We start from the raw sequence: 14,193 nt of genomic DNA, 5'->3' as shown, positions 1-14,193 counted from the left end.
TCCCTTCGAATTTCGGTCACTCACCAACACGCTGCGAACTGTCTTGTAAACCGTCCGCACCCCCTCTCCCCGGTTCCCAGGTGCGTGGCACCATCGGCATCCGTGGGCCGCCACCGAACTCGTCACCGGCCAGCATGGTCAACCCCGCCGCCTGCCCGACCGCTTCTTTGTGCGCGGTTCCCGCGAAGCCCAGGGAGCCGGCCCCTTGATCGGAAGCCTGCGTGCCGTAATCGGGGACGACGCCGACGTCGGAGTCCATGTCCAGGTATTCGTCGCCATGATCGTGCATCGCGGCCCGCCGGCGCCGCTGCGCCCGCGCCCGCGCACTGGTTGCAATCGCCGAACCGGCGGCCGGGATGGTCGCCGCGGGCGCCTTGACCCCGGTGCGGCCACCGAGCGTCGGGCCCACGCTGGGTCCCCAATCGTCAATGCCGCTAACGACATAGCCGAAACCCGGAGTCGTCGGAGCCGTTAGCGCGGTGCCGGCGGGAGCACCCGCCACCGTCGCCGGGGACCCCGGCGCGGTAGTGGGAGTCGTCGTGGGCGAGCTGAGTGTGACGGCGGGCCAGCCATGGTGCTCGGCACCGGCCGCAACCGGCGCCGCCACGGGAGCGATGTCGGGAAGGACGTCCAGTTGGATGAGACCGAGCAGACCCAGCATCGCAACTCCGACGGTAAGCAACGACGACACCCACAGGGGCGAGCTCAGCAGGACCCCCCACGTGCCCCACCCGACCGGCTCCCAGAACGCCTGATAAGCGAGCGCGGAGAGCAAGGGCCCCCAGGTGACCCAGGCTTGCGCCGGGTTGGTCGAGAAATCAATGATCATCTGCTGAATCTCGGGGATAGGGTTCGTCAGGAAGTTCCAGATCGCGTTTCCGTCGGGCAACGCCTTCACGTAGGACTCCAGCCACTGGACGATGACGTTCGAGCTGTCCAGCGACGAACCCGAATTGGCGGCTGGTGCTGCTGCGCCAGTCTGGGCCGCGTTGGCCGTCGCCGCGGCCTCACCGGCACCGGGTGTCAGCACGACCGGTGCCGCGGTGGTTCGCGGCGCCGACGCCAGCGCCGCACCCGATACCGCCTGATAAAGACCCATGGTCGTGGCGGCCTGCAGCCACATCCGCACATAGTCGGCCTCGTTGAGGGCGATCGGAATGGTATTGATCCCAAAGAAATTCGTCGTCACCAACACCCCGTGGATGACGTGGTTGGCGGCCAGCTCCACCAATGTCGGCATTGCGGCCAGGGCGGCGGTGTACGCCGTTGCCGCGGCCTCGTGCTGAGCCGCCACCCCAGCGCTGTCGGCGCTGGCCTGCTCCAACCACGCCACGTACGGCGCGTGCGCGGCCACATACCGCTCGGCACTCGGTCCTTGCCACGCCCCCGCTTGCACCGTCCCCATGAGGCCACTGAGTTCGGCTGCCGCTGAGGCGTATTCGGCGCTGAGCGAGTTCCAGGAACCGGCGGCCGCAAGCAGCGGCCCCGGTCCCGGACCAGCGCTCAGCAACGCCGAATGCACTTCCGGCGGCGAAGCCATCCAGACGGGAAACGTCATAATCAGCCGGCTGCGATCCCATACGTCGCAGCGGCCGCGGCATCGCCGGCGGAATAGCTGGCACCGGACTCACCCACACCCACGCCCGCACGGCCCAGCTCCTCGACACCCTGGGCCGCCACAGCGGCGTGCTCCTGGCCCTGGGCGCTGAACCCTGCCGCCGTCTGCAGCGACACCGGATCCGCCGCCGGCGGGATCACCGCAGTAATCAGCGGAGCCGCCGCCGCATGCGCGGCGGCCAGCCGTGCCGTCAGCGCCTCCACCGCCGCACTGGTGGCGGCCAGGCCCTCGGGAACCACTCGCAACGTCATGACAACTACCCCTCCTGTTGCGTTTCATTAGCCATCGCCGCCTGATCGGCCAGCGGGTTGACCAACTGCACATACATTGGACTGTCACTGTCGTCCAACAGAACTGCCCGGCCGGCGGGCAACCGGCCGAATCGCTGACCACGGATCTTGCCGCTGTCGGCCCGATTGCCCGACAGCATCAGCGCGGTCGCCTGCAAGTCGCTGAAGCGCCGCAGCAACGTGCTGGTCATCAGCGAATGCCCCGAACCGCTGGCGCGGGCCGTCACGATCACCCGCAGTCCCAGATCGCTTGCCTGTGCCAGTAATCCGATGATCGGCGTCCACGGGCGCTGCCCGATGTACGGGCCGCTCGTCGCCGGGGAATCCGGAATCTGGTCGACGTCGTCGATGATGAGGTAGTGGGTATGGCCCTGGTAGCTCCAGCGGGACAGTTCGGCCGGCGACAATCCCGCCGGTGGCCGCCGCGATTCGATGAGGTTGGCCAGCCCGAGCATCGCCGGCATGATCCGGTCGATGTTGGGGGTGTATTCGTTGTCGGGAAACAGCGGTTCGTCGACGAGGTGCAACCGGCGATCCAGCACGGTGAAGGCCACCCGGTCGGCCGACGAGTTTTCGCGAATGGTGCGGACGATGTGGCGCAGCAGCGTGGTCTTGCCCGACTTGCTGTCGCCGAACACCATCAACAACGGGTTCTCGGCGAAGTCGAGAAGCACCGGCGCCAGGTCCTCTTCGCGCTGGCCGATGACCACCCGGTCCGGGCCCCGATAGAGTGCACCCACCGCGGCGGGCGCGAGGTTGGTGGGCAGCAACCGCACCGGCGGCGCGGTCACGCCGGGGTAGCGGGCGTTGACCGCGGCAATCTGGTCCAGCTCCGGAGCCGCGAACAGGAAATGCTCAGCGGCCATGGTCAATCCGCGGCCCGGCTGGTCGTGCGGGACGGCTTCGGCCGGCCGGCGCAGGGCGCCGATCACCCGCACATTGCTGTCACGCGCGTCGTGCAGTCTGAGCTCGAGTCGTAGCCCCAGGCCGTCGCGCATCGCCAGCGGCACCTCCAGCCAGCTCGGGGTGGTGACGATTACGTGAATGCCATACGCCAGACCGACGTTGACCAGCTCGGTTACCTTGGCCAGCAAGGGATTACGAGTGTTGAACTGGTCGGTGTTGTCGCGGCCGAAGGCGTAGAGATTGTCGATGACCAGGAACACCTCGCCGAAGCCGTCGTCAGCAGCCGCAGTGCGATGGCCGTTGCCCTGACGGTCCGCGGGCCGGTCCCGGAATGTCTCACGCTGCTGGCGGGACAGCAGCAGTTGCTCCAGCTCGCCGAAGGTGCGGCGGATGCGTTCGGGTTCCAGCGCGGACGCGACGCTGCCGACGTGCGCCAGATTCTGAAGCGCCCGCAGCTGCCCACCGCCGTAGTCCAGGCAGTAGAACGTGACGTCGCGCGGCGAGTGCAGGCTGGCCGCCGACAGGATAAATGTTTGCAGCGCGGTCGATTTGCCCGATTTGGCGCCACCGTGGATCACCATGTTCCCGGACGACGACGACGCGTCGAACACCAGCGGATCGCGGCGCATCTCGAATGGCTTGTCGATCTCGCCGAGCGGCCAACGCCAGTGCCGTTGCGGTATCGCCGCCCGGGCCAGCACAGTGGTCAGCGGGATCGGCTCGTCGAGCGGCGGCAGCCATAGCTGCGGGGCTTGCGGCCCGTAGCGCGCCAGCTGTTCTCCGATGGTCGCGATCAGCTTGCGCGGCGGACGGGCCGATTCGTCGTCCGCGCCGTCGGATATGACCGTGGACTGCTCCGACTCCACCGCCGCGGCGGTGAATAGCTTCGGCTCCGGAATAGATTGCACGACAACGGTTTTAGCAATTTGTGGGGGATCGTAGATGCCGTCGACATAGGTGCTACGGAACTTGATCGGCGTCGCGCCGGGGGCGGGCACCAAGAAGCCCGTGCCTTTGTGTTCTTTGCCGGATTCGATGTGGTAGGCATCCTCCACGCCAATGATCTGACGGGAAACGCTGGGGCTGGCCACCTTCAACCCGATCCGGTAGGAGGTGTTCTTGTCGATGTCTTTGATCTTGCCGACATCCAGCGTCTGGGACGCGAACAGGATGTGGATCCGGAACGAGCGGCCCTTGCGTGCCACGTAGTCGAACAGTTCCGCGTATTCCGGGTGATCCGCCAGCATCAGGGTGAACTCGTCGGCGACCACGAACAGCGTCGGGATCGGCGGGAGGTCATGTCCAGCCGCGATCGCGTTCTCGTACTCGGTCACCGAGTTGAAGGCGCTGCCCTGAACCTGGCGGCCGGCCTCCCGGAGCAGCACCTCGCGCCGCGCCACCTCGCCGCGCAACGTGTCGGCGAACCGGTCGGCCAGCGACTTCTTCTCGGCCATGTTCGAGATCACCGCGACGACCTGCGGGAAGTTCCGGAAGCTGTCGGCGCCGGCCTCACCCTTGAAGTCGGCGTAGATGACGATCAGCCGGTCCGCCGAGTGAGTCGTCAACAGCGACAACAGGATCGACATCAGGGTCTGCGACTTCCCGGAACCGGTCATGCCGATCATCAGGCCATGCGGACCCATCCCACCCTCGGCCTCGTCCTTGAGGTCGAACATCAGCGGCTCGCCGGTCGCGGTGACACCGATCGGAACGCGCAATTCGTCGTCGCGGCGACGCGGCGCCCACAGCGCCGGCACGTCCAGTTGCGAGGCGTCCGGGATACCCAGCAGCGTGGGGAAGGTAGCGCCGCGGGTGGCCTCCGAGCGCAGCCCGGCGTGGGTCGGGTTGGAGTCCCATCGCGACAGCCGCCGAGCCAGATGCGCGGCCTCGTCGGCGCCGAGTCGGTCGGCGGCGTCGATGTAGGGCAGCCAGCCGTCCGTCTGCCAGCGTTGGATCGCACCGCGCTCGATCCGTAGGATCGGCTTCTCGGGATCCGAATATTGTTCGCGGTGCGGCGCCGTGGTGGAGCAATGCACGACCGTCACGCCGGCCCGGCCGACCGCCAGGGTGGAGGCATCGATCTCGTAGTCGGGATCGTCGACGACGATCAGCAAGTGCCGCAACGCATCTGCCGGTCCACCGGTGAACGGCGGGCGGTCTTCCAGCGCCGGGCCCAGCAGCGAGACCAGCTCGTCGGGGTCGGTCGTCAGGTAACGGGCCGGGCCGACGCCGTCGAGCTGGCCGGGAATGTCGATGTGCGGCAACCACTTCAGCCACGACCAGTCCCGGCCCTCCAAATCACGGGCGGCCAGCGCCACCCCGAGCACGGTCGGGTCGTGCCAGGTCACCGCCTGCGCGATCCAGGCGCGCACTGCCGCGCGCACCTCATCTGGCTCACCCAGGACCGTGATGCGCGACACCTTGGTCAGGTCGATTCCGGTCGGCACGTCACGGACGGTGCGCTGGGTGTCGAGCAGGCTACGTAATGCGCTGTGCGACACGGGTTCCAGATCGATCTCGTCGGCGGCGTCGTTGACCCGCAACGCGGTGGCCAACGGCACGTAGTGGCGGCCGGCCCGCAGCACCAGGAAGTCCGGATCGTGCGGGTCACGTTCCCACTGGCGGCGGGATCCGGGTACCGATGCCAGCATCGCCGGGTCCGGATGAGACCACTGTGCGGCCACGCGCTGCTCGGCGGCCTGGGTCCGGATGTTGTCCCGGACCACCGACAGGTAGCGCAGGTAGTCGGCCCGTTCGGCGTCGACCTCTTCGGTGCGCATCTTGTTGTCGTTGCCGCGATAGAGAGCGGTTGCCGCCAGCAGCAACACAAACGGGAAGAACAGCGTCTGTGGGGAGATCACCCGCATCCCCGTGGCGACCAACGCGACGATCATGCCGACGATCAGAATCACGATCAGGTAGGGCATCGCACGCCGCAGTAGCGACGGCGGAATGACGCGGGGTAGCTCCGGCGGCGCCTCGATGGTGATGCTGCCCTTGCGCGTGCTTGGTGGCGGCACCCGTCGGCGGGCTTCGAAGATCAGCCGACTCATCGGGCTCCTCCCTCGGCCGATACGGGGCGAGCCGGCCTGGTGTCGGGGGGCAAGCCGTCATGTGCCAGCAGCGCGTCGGCGCGCGACAGCGTCGGGCCGGTGGCGAACAGCGTCAGTATCGACCACGGGATGGGAACCGCAGGCTCCTTCAGGCCAAGGGCCTCAATGGTTTTCCCGTGTCCGTCGGCTTCGGTATCGATGCCGTAGCGCACTCCGGTGTCGGAGACCCAAAACAGCGATCCGGCGGCAGGCGCAGACGCACCGCCGCCCACACTCTGGGTGAAGTAACCGGTGCCGGGCGGCAGCGCGACCCGGGTCGCGCCGTTGGCCGAGCCGACCAGGTCGAGGGCGCGTACCCCCTCGGGCACCGGCAGTGCCGAGCCGGACAGCAGGCTCAGGGTGCTGGTGGCAGCTCCGGCCGGCTTGCTCCAGAACGCGCACGTGACGGGATCGCGGGCCGCATCGACGAGGCCGACCTGCTGGCCGGGGTAACGTGCGGTGTCCAGCAGCCGCGACACCGGCAACTTGGCGACCTCGTCGGCGGCCAGCCGCGGCGGCTGTTGCAAGCCATAGGAATTCGTGTTGCGAAAGATCGCGGCCAGCACCGGTGAGATGGGCTGCAGGCCGTCGGGGAGCACCGCGTAATACCGCACGGTGTCGGATGAGGTCTTGTCCCGCGGCTCCAAGCCGTACGACACCACTACCGCCCCGATCGGAGCGGGAACCGAAAAGCTCGCGGGGGCACCGGCGTTCGGGATCACCGGCGCCGTCAGCGGGGGAGCCTCCGGTATCGCGTTGAACAGGCCCTGCGCGATGGGCCGCGGCGCGGGCGCCTCCGATCCCAGGCCGAGGGCACTGGTCACGGCGTGATCGGCCAGGTCGATCTGGCTGCGCTTGCCGTCCCAGAGCAGCCAGGTGCTGGTGCCCTGCTCAGTTGGGGAGTCGACCAGGATCGCGTGTTCCGAGTCAAGGGCAGCCGCCCGGGCGCCGCGGTTGTCAAGCGGTCCGGCGATCACGGTGACGCCGGTGCTGTGCGCCGCCCGTGAGGTCCCGCTGACGCCATCACAGGCCGTCCAGTCCGCGTCACGCGAAGTGTTCTGCACCATCCGCTCCGGTGCACCCGGAATGCCGATCAGGTTGCCGCGCGGAAATCGGTTCAGCTCACTGCTTTTCACGCTGGTGGGGTTAGCCGGCTGGCCGACGATCAGCCGGGCCGACGTGAGGTTGAGCACCGGATGCAGCTCGTCACCGACCCGCACATATAGCGCAGCGGTCGACCGATCGGCCAGCACCGCGTTGTTGCCCGCCGATCCACTGGGCCGGATGAAGGAGAACACGAAGCAGCCCGCCAAGCCGGTGACCAGGAGGAGCACACCCATCAACACCGCACGCGACTGAGTGCGCAACGGGTCGACCAGCATTCGGGTGTCGTGCAGGGCGATACCGGAGGCGATCCGGCGCATCACGAACCGCCAGCCGGTCACCTGGTGTCGGGTGACAAAGCCGCGCCGATAGACGACCTTGTCGGGGTTGTCGTTGGCGGGGGTACGCGACGCGAACGAGCGTCGTTGGTCCTGCGACTCCGGGCTCGTCATGCCCGCTCCAACAGGCCTTGCAAGAGACCAAGGCCTTGCAGCAGCGGCTCGACCGAGTTGCCGACGTCACCGGCGTTGATCGTCATCAGTTCCTCGTCAGTGAATTCGCCGGTTTCGGCGTGCGCGGAGTGGTCCAGTCTGAATTCGCGTTCCTCTTCCGACTTTTCGACGACGTTGCGGACGAACCGGCCGTTGCCGGCGATATCCAGGCCGCGACGTTCCACCCCGGTCGCGTCGGGCTTCGAAGTACTGGCCAGATGCGCGAACAACGCTTCGAGATCGTGGAGGGCCGCCTGGTCGAAGACGCTGTCGCGCTTGCCGGCCATGAAGTTCGCGATCTCGATCAACTCAGCCGGCTTGTACGACGGGAAGTCGATGCTGCGAGTGAACCGCGACCGCAGACCTTGGTTGGTGTCAAGGAATCGATCCAGGTCGGCGCGGTATCCGGCGATGATGACGACCAGCCGATCCCGGTCGTTTTCCATCCGCGCCAGCAGCGTGTCGATGGCGACCAGTCCGAAGTCGTTTTTGGCGCCGGTGGCAACCAATGCGTAGGCCTCGTCGAGGAACAGCACGCCGTCCAGCGCGCTGTCGATGATCGCGTTGGTCTTGGCCTCGGTCTCCCCGATGTGCTGGCCGATCAGGTCGGCGCGGTGCACCTCCCTAATGTTCTCTTTCTTCAAAAGGCCTAGACCGCAATAGATCTTGGCAATGACGCGGGCGATGGTGGTCTTGCCGGTTCCGGGCGGCCCGGTGAAGACCAGGTGGTGGGTGCGCTGCGCCACCTCCAGTCCGCGCTGCTTTCGCACCAGTTCCATCGCCACCGCGCTCTTCAACCGCGCCACCTGGTCCTTGACCTTGTCCAGGCCGATGAACTCGTCCAGCTCACGTTCGGCTTCTGCCAGCAGTGCGCGCTTGCGCTCTTGGGCTCCGGGGTCGACGAATTCGCCTGGGCTGGGCTCGGTTTCGGGATCCCACGGGTCGGTGCGCGCCGCGATGCGGTCGGCCGTGGTGGTGACCAGCCCGAAGCTGGTATCCGACAGCGCGTGCTCGATCTCCTCGTTTTCGGGGTTGGCCGCGTAGAGATCCTGCAGGACTTCCTCGGCGCTTTCCTCGTCGACGTGCGCGCGCAGGACGAGGGCTTTGGCCAGTGCGCCGTCCACCGCCGCCACCGCGACCGGGCCGTCGGGCTCCTCGAGATACGACAGCGCCGGCGCGAACATGCCCAAGCGAGCCAGCGCGATGCCCAGGGTGATCTTGGCCGCGTGGGTGAAAGCTGCGTCGAGGTCGGGGTCGTTGACGATCGGGGTCAGCAGCTTGACGACGTCCGACCAGCGCTGCGCCCGGTAGTTGACGACGACTGCGATCCACCGGGCTTCGCGCCAGCTCGGGCGGCGCTGCCTGATGCCGGAGACAAGTTGGTCGGCTTTTTCAAATTCTCGGGCATAATCTTCGGCTCCGCCCGTCGAAGCCAGCGCCGCCGCATAGGCGAGGTGGAAGTCGTCCGGGCCGGTCGCCCGAAAGCGCAGGTACAGTCCGGTGTCGTAAAGGAATCCCAACGCCTCGGGCGCCAATTCCACCCGCCGTTGCAACGTGCCCGCCGTGGCCGTAGTGCGCGAAGCCGCTTCCAGCACCGGGGTGGACAGGTCGCCGGCGGCGGCCAGCCCGGTCCACGCGTCGCACTGGTCATGGGCGATGCGGGTGAGTGCGGCGAAACCCGACCGGGCGGCGGCCAAATCGGCGGGACGCTGACGGTCATAGACCACGATGCCTAGCGCACGGCAACAGGTGGCGAATCGGCTGACGACGTCTCCGTCTACCCTGCCGTCAACCCTGGATGCGCGTGGCTGAGCTGCGAGCATGCCGATGTCACCGCGTTCCACAGCTGCATTGTCTCCCGTACATAGCGTCCCCTAACCTAACCCGCTGAAGTTAGCATTGCCTAAGCTAGTTGTCGAGGCGCCTGACCTCGATCTACTCGCGACTCCACAGCCCTCCCGACAGCGCTGACCACGGCAGACTCCACTAAGCAGTGAAGCTTACTGAATATGATTTTCATTAGCAAAGCCGGGTGTTCAGCTTTCCCAGGTGCCGGGAACCATCGGCACCGAGGGTCCCCCGCCGAACCCGTCGCCGGCCAGTGTGGCCAACCCCGCCGCAGAGACGGTCGCGTCCCCTCGCGCCGTTCCGGCAAAGCCCATGGTTCCCGCGCCCTGACCCGAGGCCCGTGTTGACGCGACTGACTCCGTCCCCGCCTCACCCCAGTCCGGATCGACCTGGACATCCATATCCATGAACTCGTGGCCGTGCCCGCGCAGCTTCGCCCGCCGGCGCCGCCGGTCGCGCGCCTGCTCCCCCGCGGCCGCCGTGACCGCCGCGGCGGCCGTATCGGACTCGGGCGCCTTTTTCTTGGCACCGGCACTGGCGCTGGTGCTCATGGACGAGCCCAACCCGGGGGGAAGACCCACTAAGTAGGGGAAGCCAAAACCTCCGGGGCCGACGGGAGGCGGTGGCGCGCCGGCCGCGGGTACGGCGGCCGGAGTTGCCGCCGCAGCCGGAGCGGGAGCGGGAGCAGGAGCTGGGGCAGGCGCCGGGGCAGGGCTCACGACTGAGTTGAGAACGGTTGGCGGGCCGGGCGCGGCTGCCGGGATCGGCGCGGCTGATGCCGCCACCTCGACGGGTTGTTGGATCGCTGCGAGTGCGGCCATCCCCGCGAACCCGCCCAACGGTGCGGGGGTGGCGAGCAGCGTGCCGAGCGCAATCGCGTCGAATTGCAAGGGGAATGCCTGGTAAGCCTCGATCGCGTGGCCGGACTCGTCGAGCGTAAGTTGCACAACATCGGTCAGCAGCTGCACGGTTCCTTGTTGTGGATCTTGGAGAATCTCGCCAAAGTCCCTGCCCAAGGTATCGGTGATTTCCGTGACCCGATTGGTCCACCAGGCCAGCTCGTGTGGGGTGCCGCTGTCATTGTCGATAATTGTTTTGGTACCGGGTGGAAGGCCTACTCCGCCGTGCGAATATTCCCTCGCCAGTTTCACGATGTTCGGCGGCCAGTACGGGCTGCTCTCGGCCTTTGACAGCTCCGTGGCGGCGAGCGCTTCAAAGGCGTTCGCTTCATAGGTGACCATCGTGATGGCAGCCTGGACCCACATCCGCACGTAGTCAGCCTCGTTGAGCGCGATCGGAATGGTGTTGATCCCAAAGAAATTCGTCGCCACCAACACCCCATGGACGGCATGGTTAGCGGCCAACTCAGGCAGCGTGGGCATCGCCGCCAACGCAGCGGTGTAGGCCGCGGCCGCGGTCTCGTGCTGGGCGCCCGCTGTCGCGGCGTTGGCGCTGGCCTGCATCAACCACGCCAAATACGGCACGTGCGCGGCCACATACGACTCCGCGCTCGGCCCCTGCCATGCCCCGGCCTGCACCGCCCCCAGCACTGCGGTGAGTTCCTCTGCGATCGATGCGTATTCGGCGCTCAACAAATTCCACGCGCCAGCCGCAGCCAACAACGACGCTGGTCCCGGACCGCTGCTCAGCAACGTCGAGTGCACCTCCGGCGGCGAGGCCATCCAGATCGGCGCGGTCATTGTCAGGCTTCCTTCGCTGTTGGGCGGTCGAACTCATATCGGACTCAATAAATAGTCGCGGCGCGGCATCGAAAAGTTCCCCCGCGAAGCGCTATCCGTGTGGCGCGAGCGCGCGATAGCCCGGCTCGGCGAAGCGCTGAGCGGCCTGCCGCATCGCGTCGGTCATCGGGCGGCGACACGGGGCGTCGCCGGCAAAGACTTGGGGTGCTGGATCCTTGGCATAGAACCGAGACTCCGCGGTCATGAGTTCGATTGCCGCAGAATCTGCTTCGAGCCCGAAATGCGGGACGACGCGCCCCCACACCGCGGCGGGCAGGTCGGCATGGTCGATGCAGAGGCGCCGAGCCGGATCTCTCGCGGCGGCCTCCAGCATCGCACCGAGCGCGCGGGCCGCGAACTCGGCACGTGTCATGGCCGGGGCCGTGGCCGGACCGACGGCCGGATCGAAGCCGAAAAGCCGCGCCGCCCGAGTGGGCTCGGCCTGCAGCCCGAGCCAGCCGGGCGGCTCGGCAAGCAGCGAGGCCAGGACGCGCGCCGGGTGGCGCTGCACCCAGACCCAGGGCGTTTCGGGAAACGCGGCGGCGAGAACCGCCCGACGGCGGATGTTCCAGCTCGAGCACTTGAGCACCAACCACCGCTCGTCGCCGTGCCGGCATCGGCCGAGCGCCCGGACCAGAAGCCGCACAGCCCCGACCAGCGCGGCCTCGTCGACCCGATCGGAATCGAGTCCGAGGAGCGCGTTGAGCGGCGTCGGCTCGGCGAGCACGACGACGCCGGGAAGTGTGCCCAGCAGCCGGGACACGAGCGTAGATCCGCACCGCGAGAGGTGAAAGATCATGCCCGCGGGCTCGAGCGACGGCTCGCCATCGAGAGCGACGAGCGCTTCGAGCCCAGTCCTGACGAGCGGCCGGGCATGCGGAGCGGACGCCCAGCGCGCGACGGTCTGGTCGAAGAATGGTTCGACGAAGCGCTCCGCCGACAGATCGGCCCAGTCGACCGCCGGCACGCGCCCGGAAAAGTCGAGCCTGACCGGCGTCCAGCGGGCCAGGTCAGCGAGCTGCATCAGAGTCGTCGGGCAGCCGGACAAGGAATCCGGCCACGATCAGCGTTCGCGCCAGCTCCGTCTGTTGTGCCGTATGCAACCCGGGCAGGTCGCGGACCCGGAAGGGCTCGGTACTCGTCGAGAGGAACAGCATCGCGGCTTCGTGGCCGGCATCGCCGTGTATCGACAATTGAGCAAACTGCAACACAACGCCTCCGGCAACCGCGCTTACCCGCGAATAGAGCGGTTGGTACTTCACCACCAGTGTTTGTCCGTCGATTCCAACGGTGTCCGAGATCTGCCCGACCGGTGGGCATCGGCCGCGCCGCACCAGGGCATCCTCCAATGCGTCCAGACTTTCCGCGATGACGCTCGGGTGCTTCCAGGCCCGCACGTATGCCCGGGTCATCGAGATACCGCGGCGGCAGACGGGTGTGGACGCGGTCACCCCGGAGACTCAGCGAATGCAGTGCCCGGATCATCAGCGTGAGCACGGTGGGCGCATGAATTCCGACGGTCAGGTGCAGTGATGCCTCCGAGTCGGTTTCGGCCCCATGAACTCGGCCGCATGGCAGGTACAGCACGTCGCCGGCTTCCAGGCGCAGCTCGATTGGCGACGGAAGCCCCGCCGCATCGACCGCTTCTCGGCGCTCCATCTCGTGAGGCGGTACGTCGACGTCGTACAGATGCCAGGTCTTGGATCCCTGGACCTGAAGGATCAACACGTCGTGCTCGTCGTAATGGGGGACGAAGCCGCGTGATTCGGGTGGCGTGACGTATGCGTTGACCTGTGTCGGGAAGTTCAGCTCAACCTCGATGGAGTGGGACAACGAGCCAATCGTGCGCACACACCGCTCGACGTTGTCCAGAACGATGGTGTACCCGTCGGCAAAGTCGTTGCGGACGCGGACAAGGTCGAGACTGCCATCGGCAAGCCGGTAGGCGTCAGGGTCCTTTTTGTCGTTCCCTCGCACCAGGCGCACCGCCGCCGACGGCTCGCGCCGAAAACACTCCAAGAGTTCCTCAACCGCCGATGGCCCGTTCAGCAGACTGTCGAAGTAGCCCGCGCAGCCTCGCTTGACGTGGTAATGCGTTGCGCCCCATACCGTGTCAAGAAAGCTCTGCACCGCGAGCGGTTGAGGCAACCAGGCTAGGGAGGACTCGACGGTAACCCTCCTCAAAGTTAGTAGGCGGTCATGCCTTGACGGCAGTCACCAGGGTGTTACGGACGACCGACGACCCGAATTCAGATTCGGGTCCGGGTACCGGCCGGCCGACTTCGCGCAGGTAATCGCCCAGTGGAGTACCGACCGCGGTCCAGCCCCGGTTGCCGAACCATTCGGTGGCCGGCGCGTGCCGCTCGTTGTAGACCAACTGGAAGAACGCGCGCTGGCCGGGCGAGGAGCGCTCTTCTTCGAGTCTGGCTTCATATTCGTCCTGCTGGATCGGAGCGCCATCCTCCACGGCGACATGGCTGCCCGGGCAGGACAGCGAGTCAATGCCGGTGAACAGCTGCTCCTGCGCCGCGGCCGGGAGATAGATCAGCAGGCCCTCGGCAATCCATGCTGACGGCTTGGTCGCATCAAAGCCGTTGTCCCGCAACGCCTGTGGCCAGTCCTCCCGCAGATCGACGGCAATCTCACGACGTTCCGCGCGTAGCTGGGCGCCCTGGCCGGCGAGCACCGCACGCTTGAAATTGAGAACCTGCGGACGGTCCAACTCGAAGATCGTCGTTCCGTCCGGCCACGACAACCGGTAGGCGCGGGAGTCCAGTCCGGCCGCCAGTATGACCACCTGCCGCACGCCGGCATCAGCGGCGCGACGGAAATACTCATCGAAATACTTGGTACGCGCGCCCTGGAAGTTGACGAAATGCTGGCCGAAGTCGGCGGTCTTGAGCTCGTGGTCGGGAACCTTGCCGTCGAGGACGTCGGCAGCACGACCGCCAACGGCGCGGCAGAACACCTCCGCATACGGGTCCACTGCCAGCGGGTCGGGTTTTTGCGCCTCCAACGCTCGCGCGGTCGCCACGAATAACGCGGTCGCACCGAGACTCGTTGTGATGTCCCAGGTATCACCTTCACTACGCACCCAGCCGACCC

Annotated in this window: 8 protein-coding genes and 1 pseudogene; all 9 read right to left on the bottom strand. The window is 67.1% G+C overall.

Translation table 11 applies throughout. The features are described from left to right. Positions 1–16: 16 nt before the first annotated feature. The gene (locus ACLP9N_RS06495; protein WP_442406608.1) at positions 17–1,558 is read right to left on the bottom strand and encodes a PPE family protein; all 1,542 of its coding nucleotides are present in this window, start codon (positions 1,556–1,558) and stop codon (positions 17–19) included. A gap of 2 nt (positions 1,559–1,560) precedes the next feature. Continuing rightward, entirely contained in the window at positions 1,561–1,869 is a 309-nt protein-coding gene (locus ACLP9N_RS06490) for a PE family protein (RefSeq protein WP_442406607.1), read from the bottom strand. Positions 1,870–1,874: 5 nt separating this feature from the next. Beyond that, complete coding sequence (gene eccCa, locus ACLP9N_RS06485; RefSeq protein ID WP_442406606.1) at positions 1,875–5,867, bottom strand: type VII secretion protein EccCa; 3,993 nt, start codon at positions 5,865–5,867, stop codon at positions 1,875–1,877. Then, positions 5,864–7,462 carry a type VII secretion protein EccB gene (eccB, locus tag ACLP9N_RS06480; RefSeq protein ID WP_442406605.1) on the bottom strand — a complete coding sequence of 533 codons (1,599 nt, stop codon included), beginning with the start codon at positions 7,460–7,462 and terminating at the stop codon, positions 5,864–5,866. The genes eccCa and eccB overlap by 4 nt, the downstream gene beginning before the upstream one ends. Continuing rightward, complete coding sequence (gene eccA, locus ACLP9N_RS06475) at positions 7,459–9,345, bottom strand: type VII secretion AAA-ATPase EccA (protein WP_442406604.1); 1,887 nt, start codon at positions 9,343–9,345, stop codon at positions 7,459–7,461. Before eccA ends, eccB begins: the two co-directional genes overlap by 4 nt. 192 nt (positions 9,346–9,537) lie before the next feature. Further along, entirely contained in the window at positions 9,538–11,049 is a 1,512-nt protein-coding gene (locus ACLP9N_RS06470; protein ID WP_442406603.1) for a PPE family protein, read from the bottom strand. A 91-nt stretch (positions 11,050–11,140) separates the two neighbouring features. Next, the gene (locus ACLP9N_RS06465; RefSeq protein ID WP_442406602.1) at positions 11,141–12,112 is read right to left on the bottom strand and encodes a hypothetical protein; all 972 of its coding nucleotides are present in this window, start codon (positions 12,110–12,112) and stop codon (positions 11,141–11,143) included. After that, a pseudogene (locus tag ACLP9N_RS06460) lies at positions 12,099–13,272 on the bottom strand (cupin domain-containing protein). Before ACLP9N_RS06460 ends, ACLP9N_RS06465 begins: the two are co-directional and overlap by 14 nt. Positions 13,273–13,285: 13 nt before the next feature. Further along, the gene (locus tag ACLP9N_RS06455; protein ID WP_442406601.1) at positions 13,286–14,182 is read right to left on the bottom strand and encodes a class I SAM-dependent methyltransferase; all 897 of its coding nucleotides are present in this window, start codon (positions 14,180–14,182) and stop codon (positions 13,286–13,288) included. Positions 14,183–14,193 lie beyond the last annotated feature (11 nt).

The organism is Mycobacterium sp. (genome assembly GCF_052144515.1).
Taxonomy (GTDB): Bacteria; Actinomycetota; Actinomycetes; order Mycobacteriales; family Mycobacteriaceae; genus Mycobacterium.
The sequence above is the reverse complement of the archived record's forward strand: the minus strand, read 5'-3'. Positions and strand labels throughout refer to the sequence as shown.

Coding starts and splice junctions, on each gene's coding strand:
- ACLP9N_RS06495 (WP_442406608.1), bottom strand. CDS start 1,558: ATGACGTTTCCCGTCTGGATGGCTTCGCCGCCGGAAGTGCATTCGGCG.
- ACLP9N_RS06490 (WP_442406607.1), bottom strand. CDS start 1,869: ATGACGTTGCGAGTGGTTCCCGAGGGCCTGGCCGCCACCAGTGCGGCG.
- eccCa (WP_442406606.1), bottom strand. CDS start 5,867: ATGAGTCGGCTGATCTTCGAAGCCCGCCGACGGGTGCCGCCACCAAGC.
- eccB (WP_442406605.1), bottom strand. CDS start 7,462: ATGACGAGCCCGGAGTCGCAGGACCAACGACGCTCGTTCGCGTCGCGT.
- ACLP9N_RS06470 (WP_442406603.1), bottom strand. CDS start 11,049: ATGACCGCGCCGATCTGGATGGCCTCGCCGCCGGAGGTGCACTCGACG.
- ACLP9N_RS06465 (WP_442406602.1), bottom strand. CDS start 12,112: ATGCAGCTCGCTGACCTGGCCCGCTGGACGCCGGTCAGGCTCGACTTT.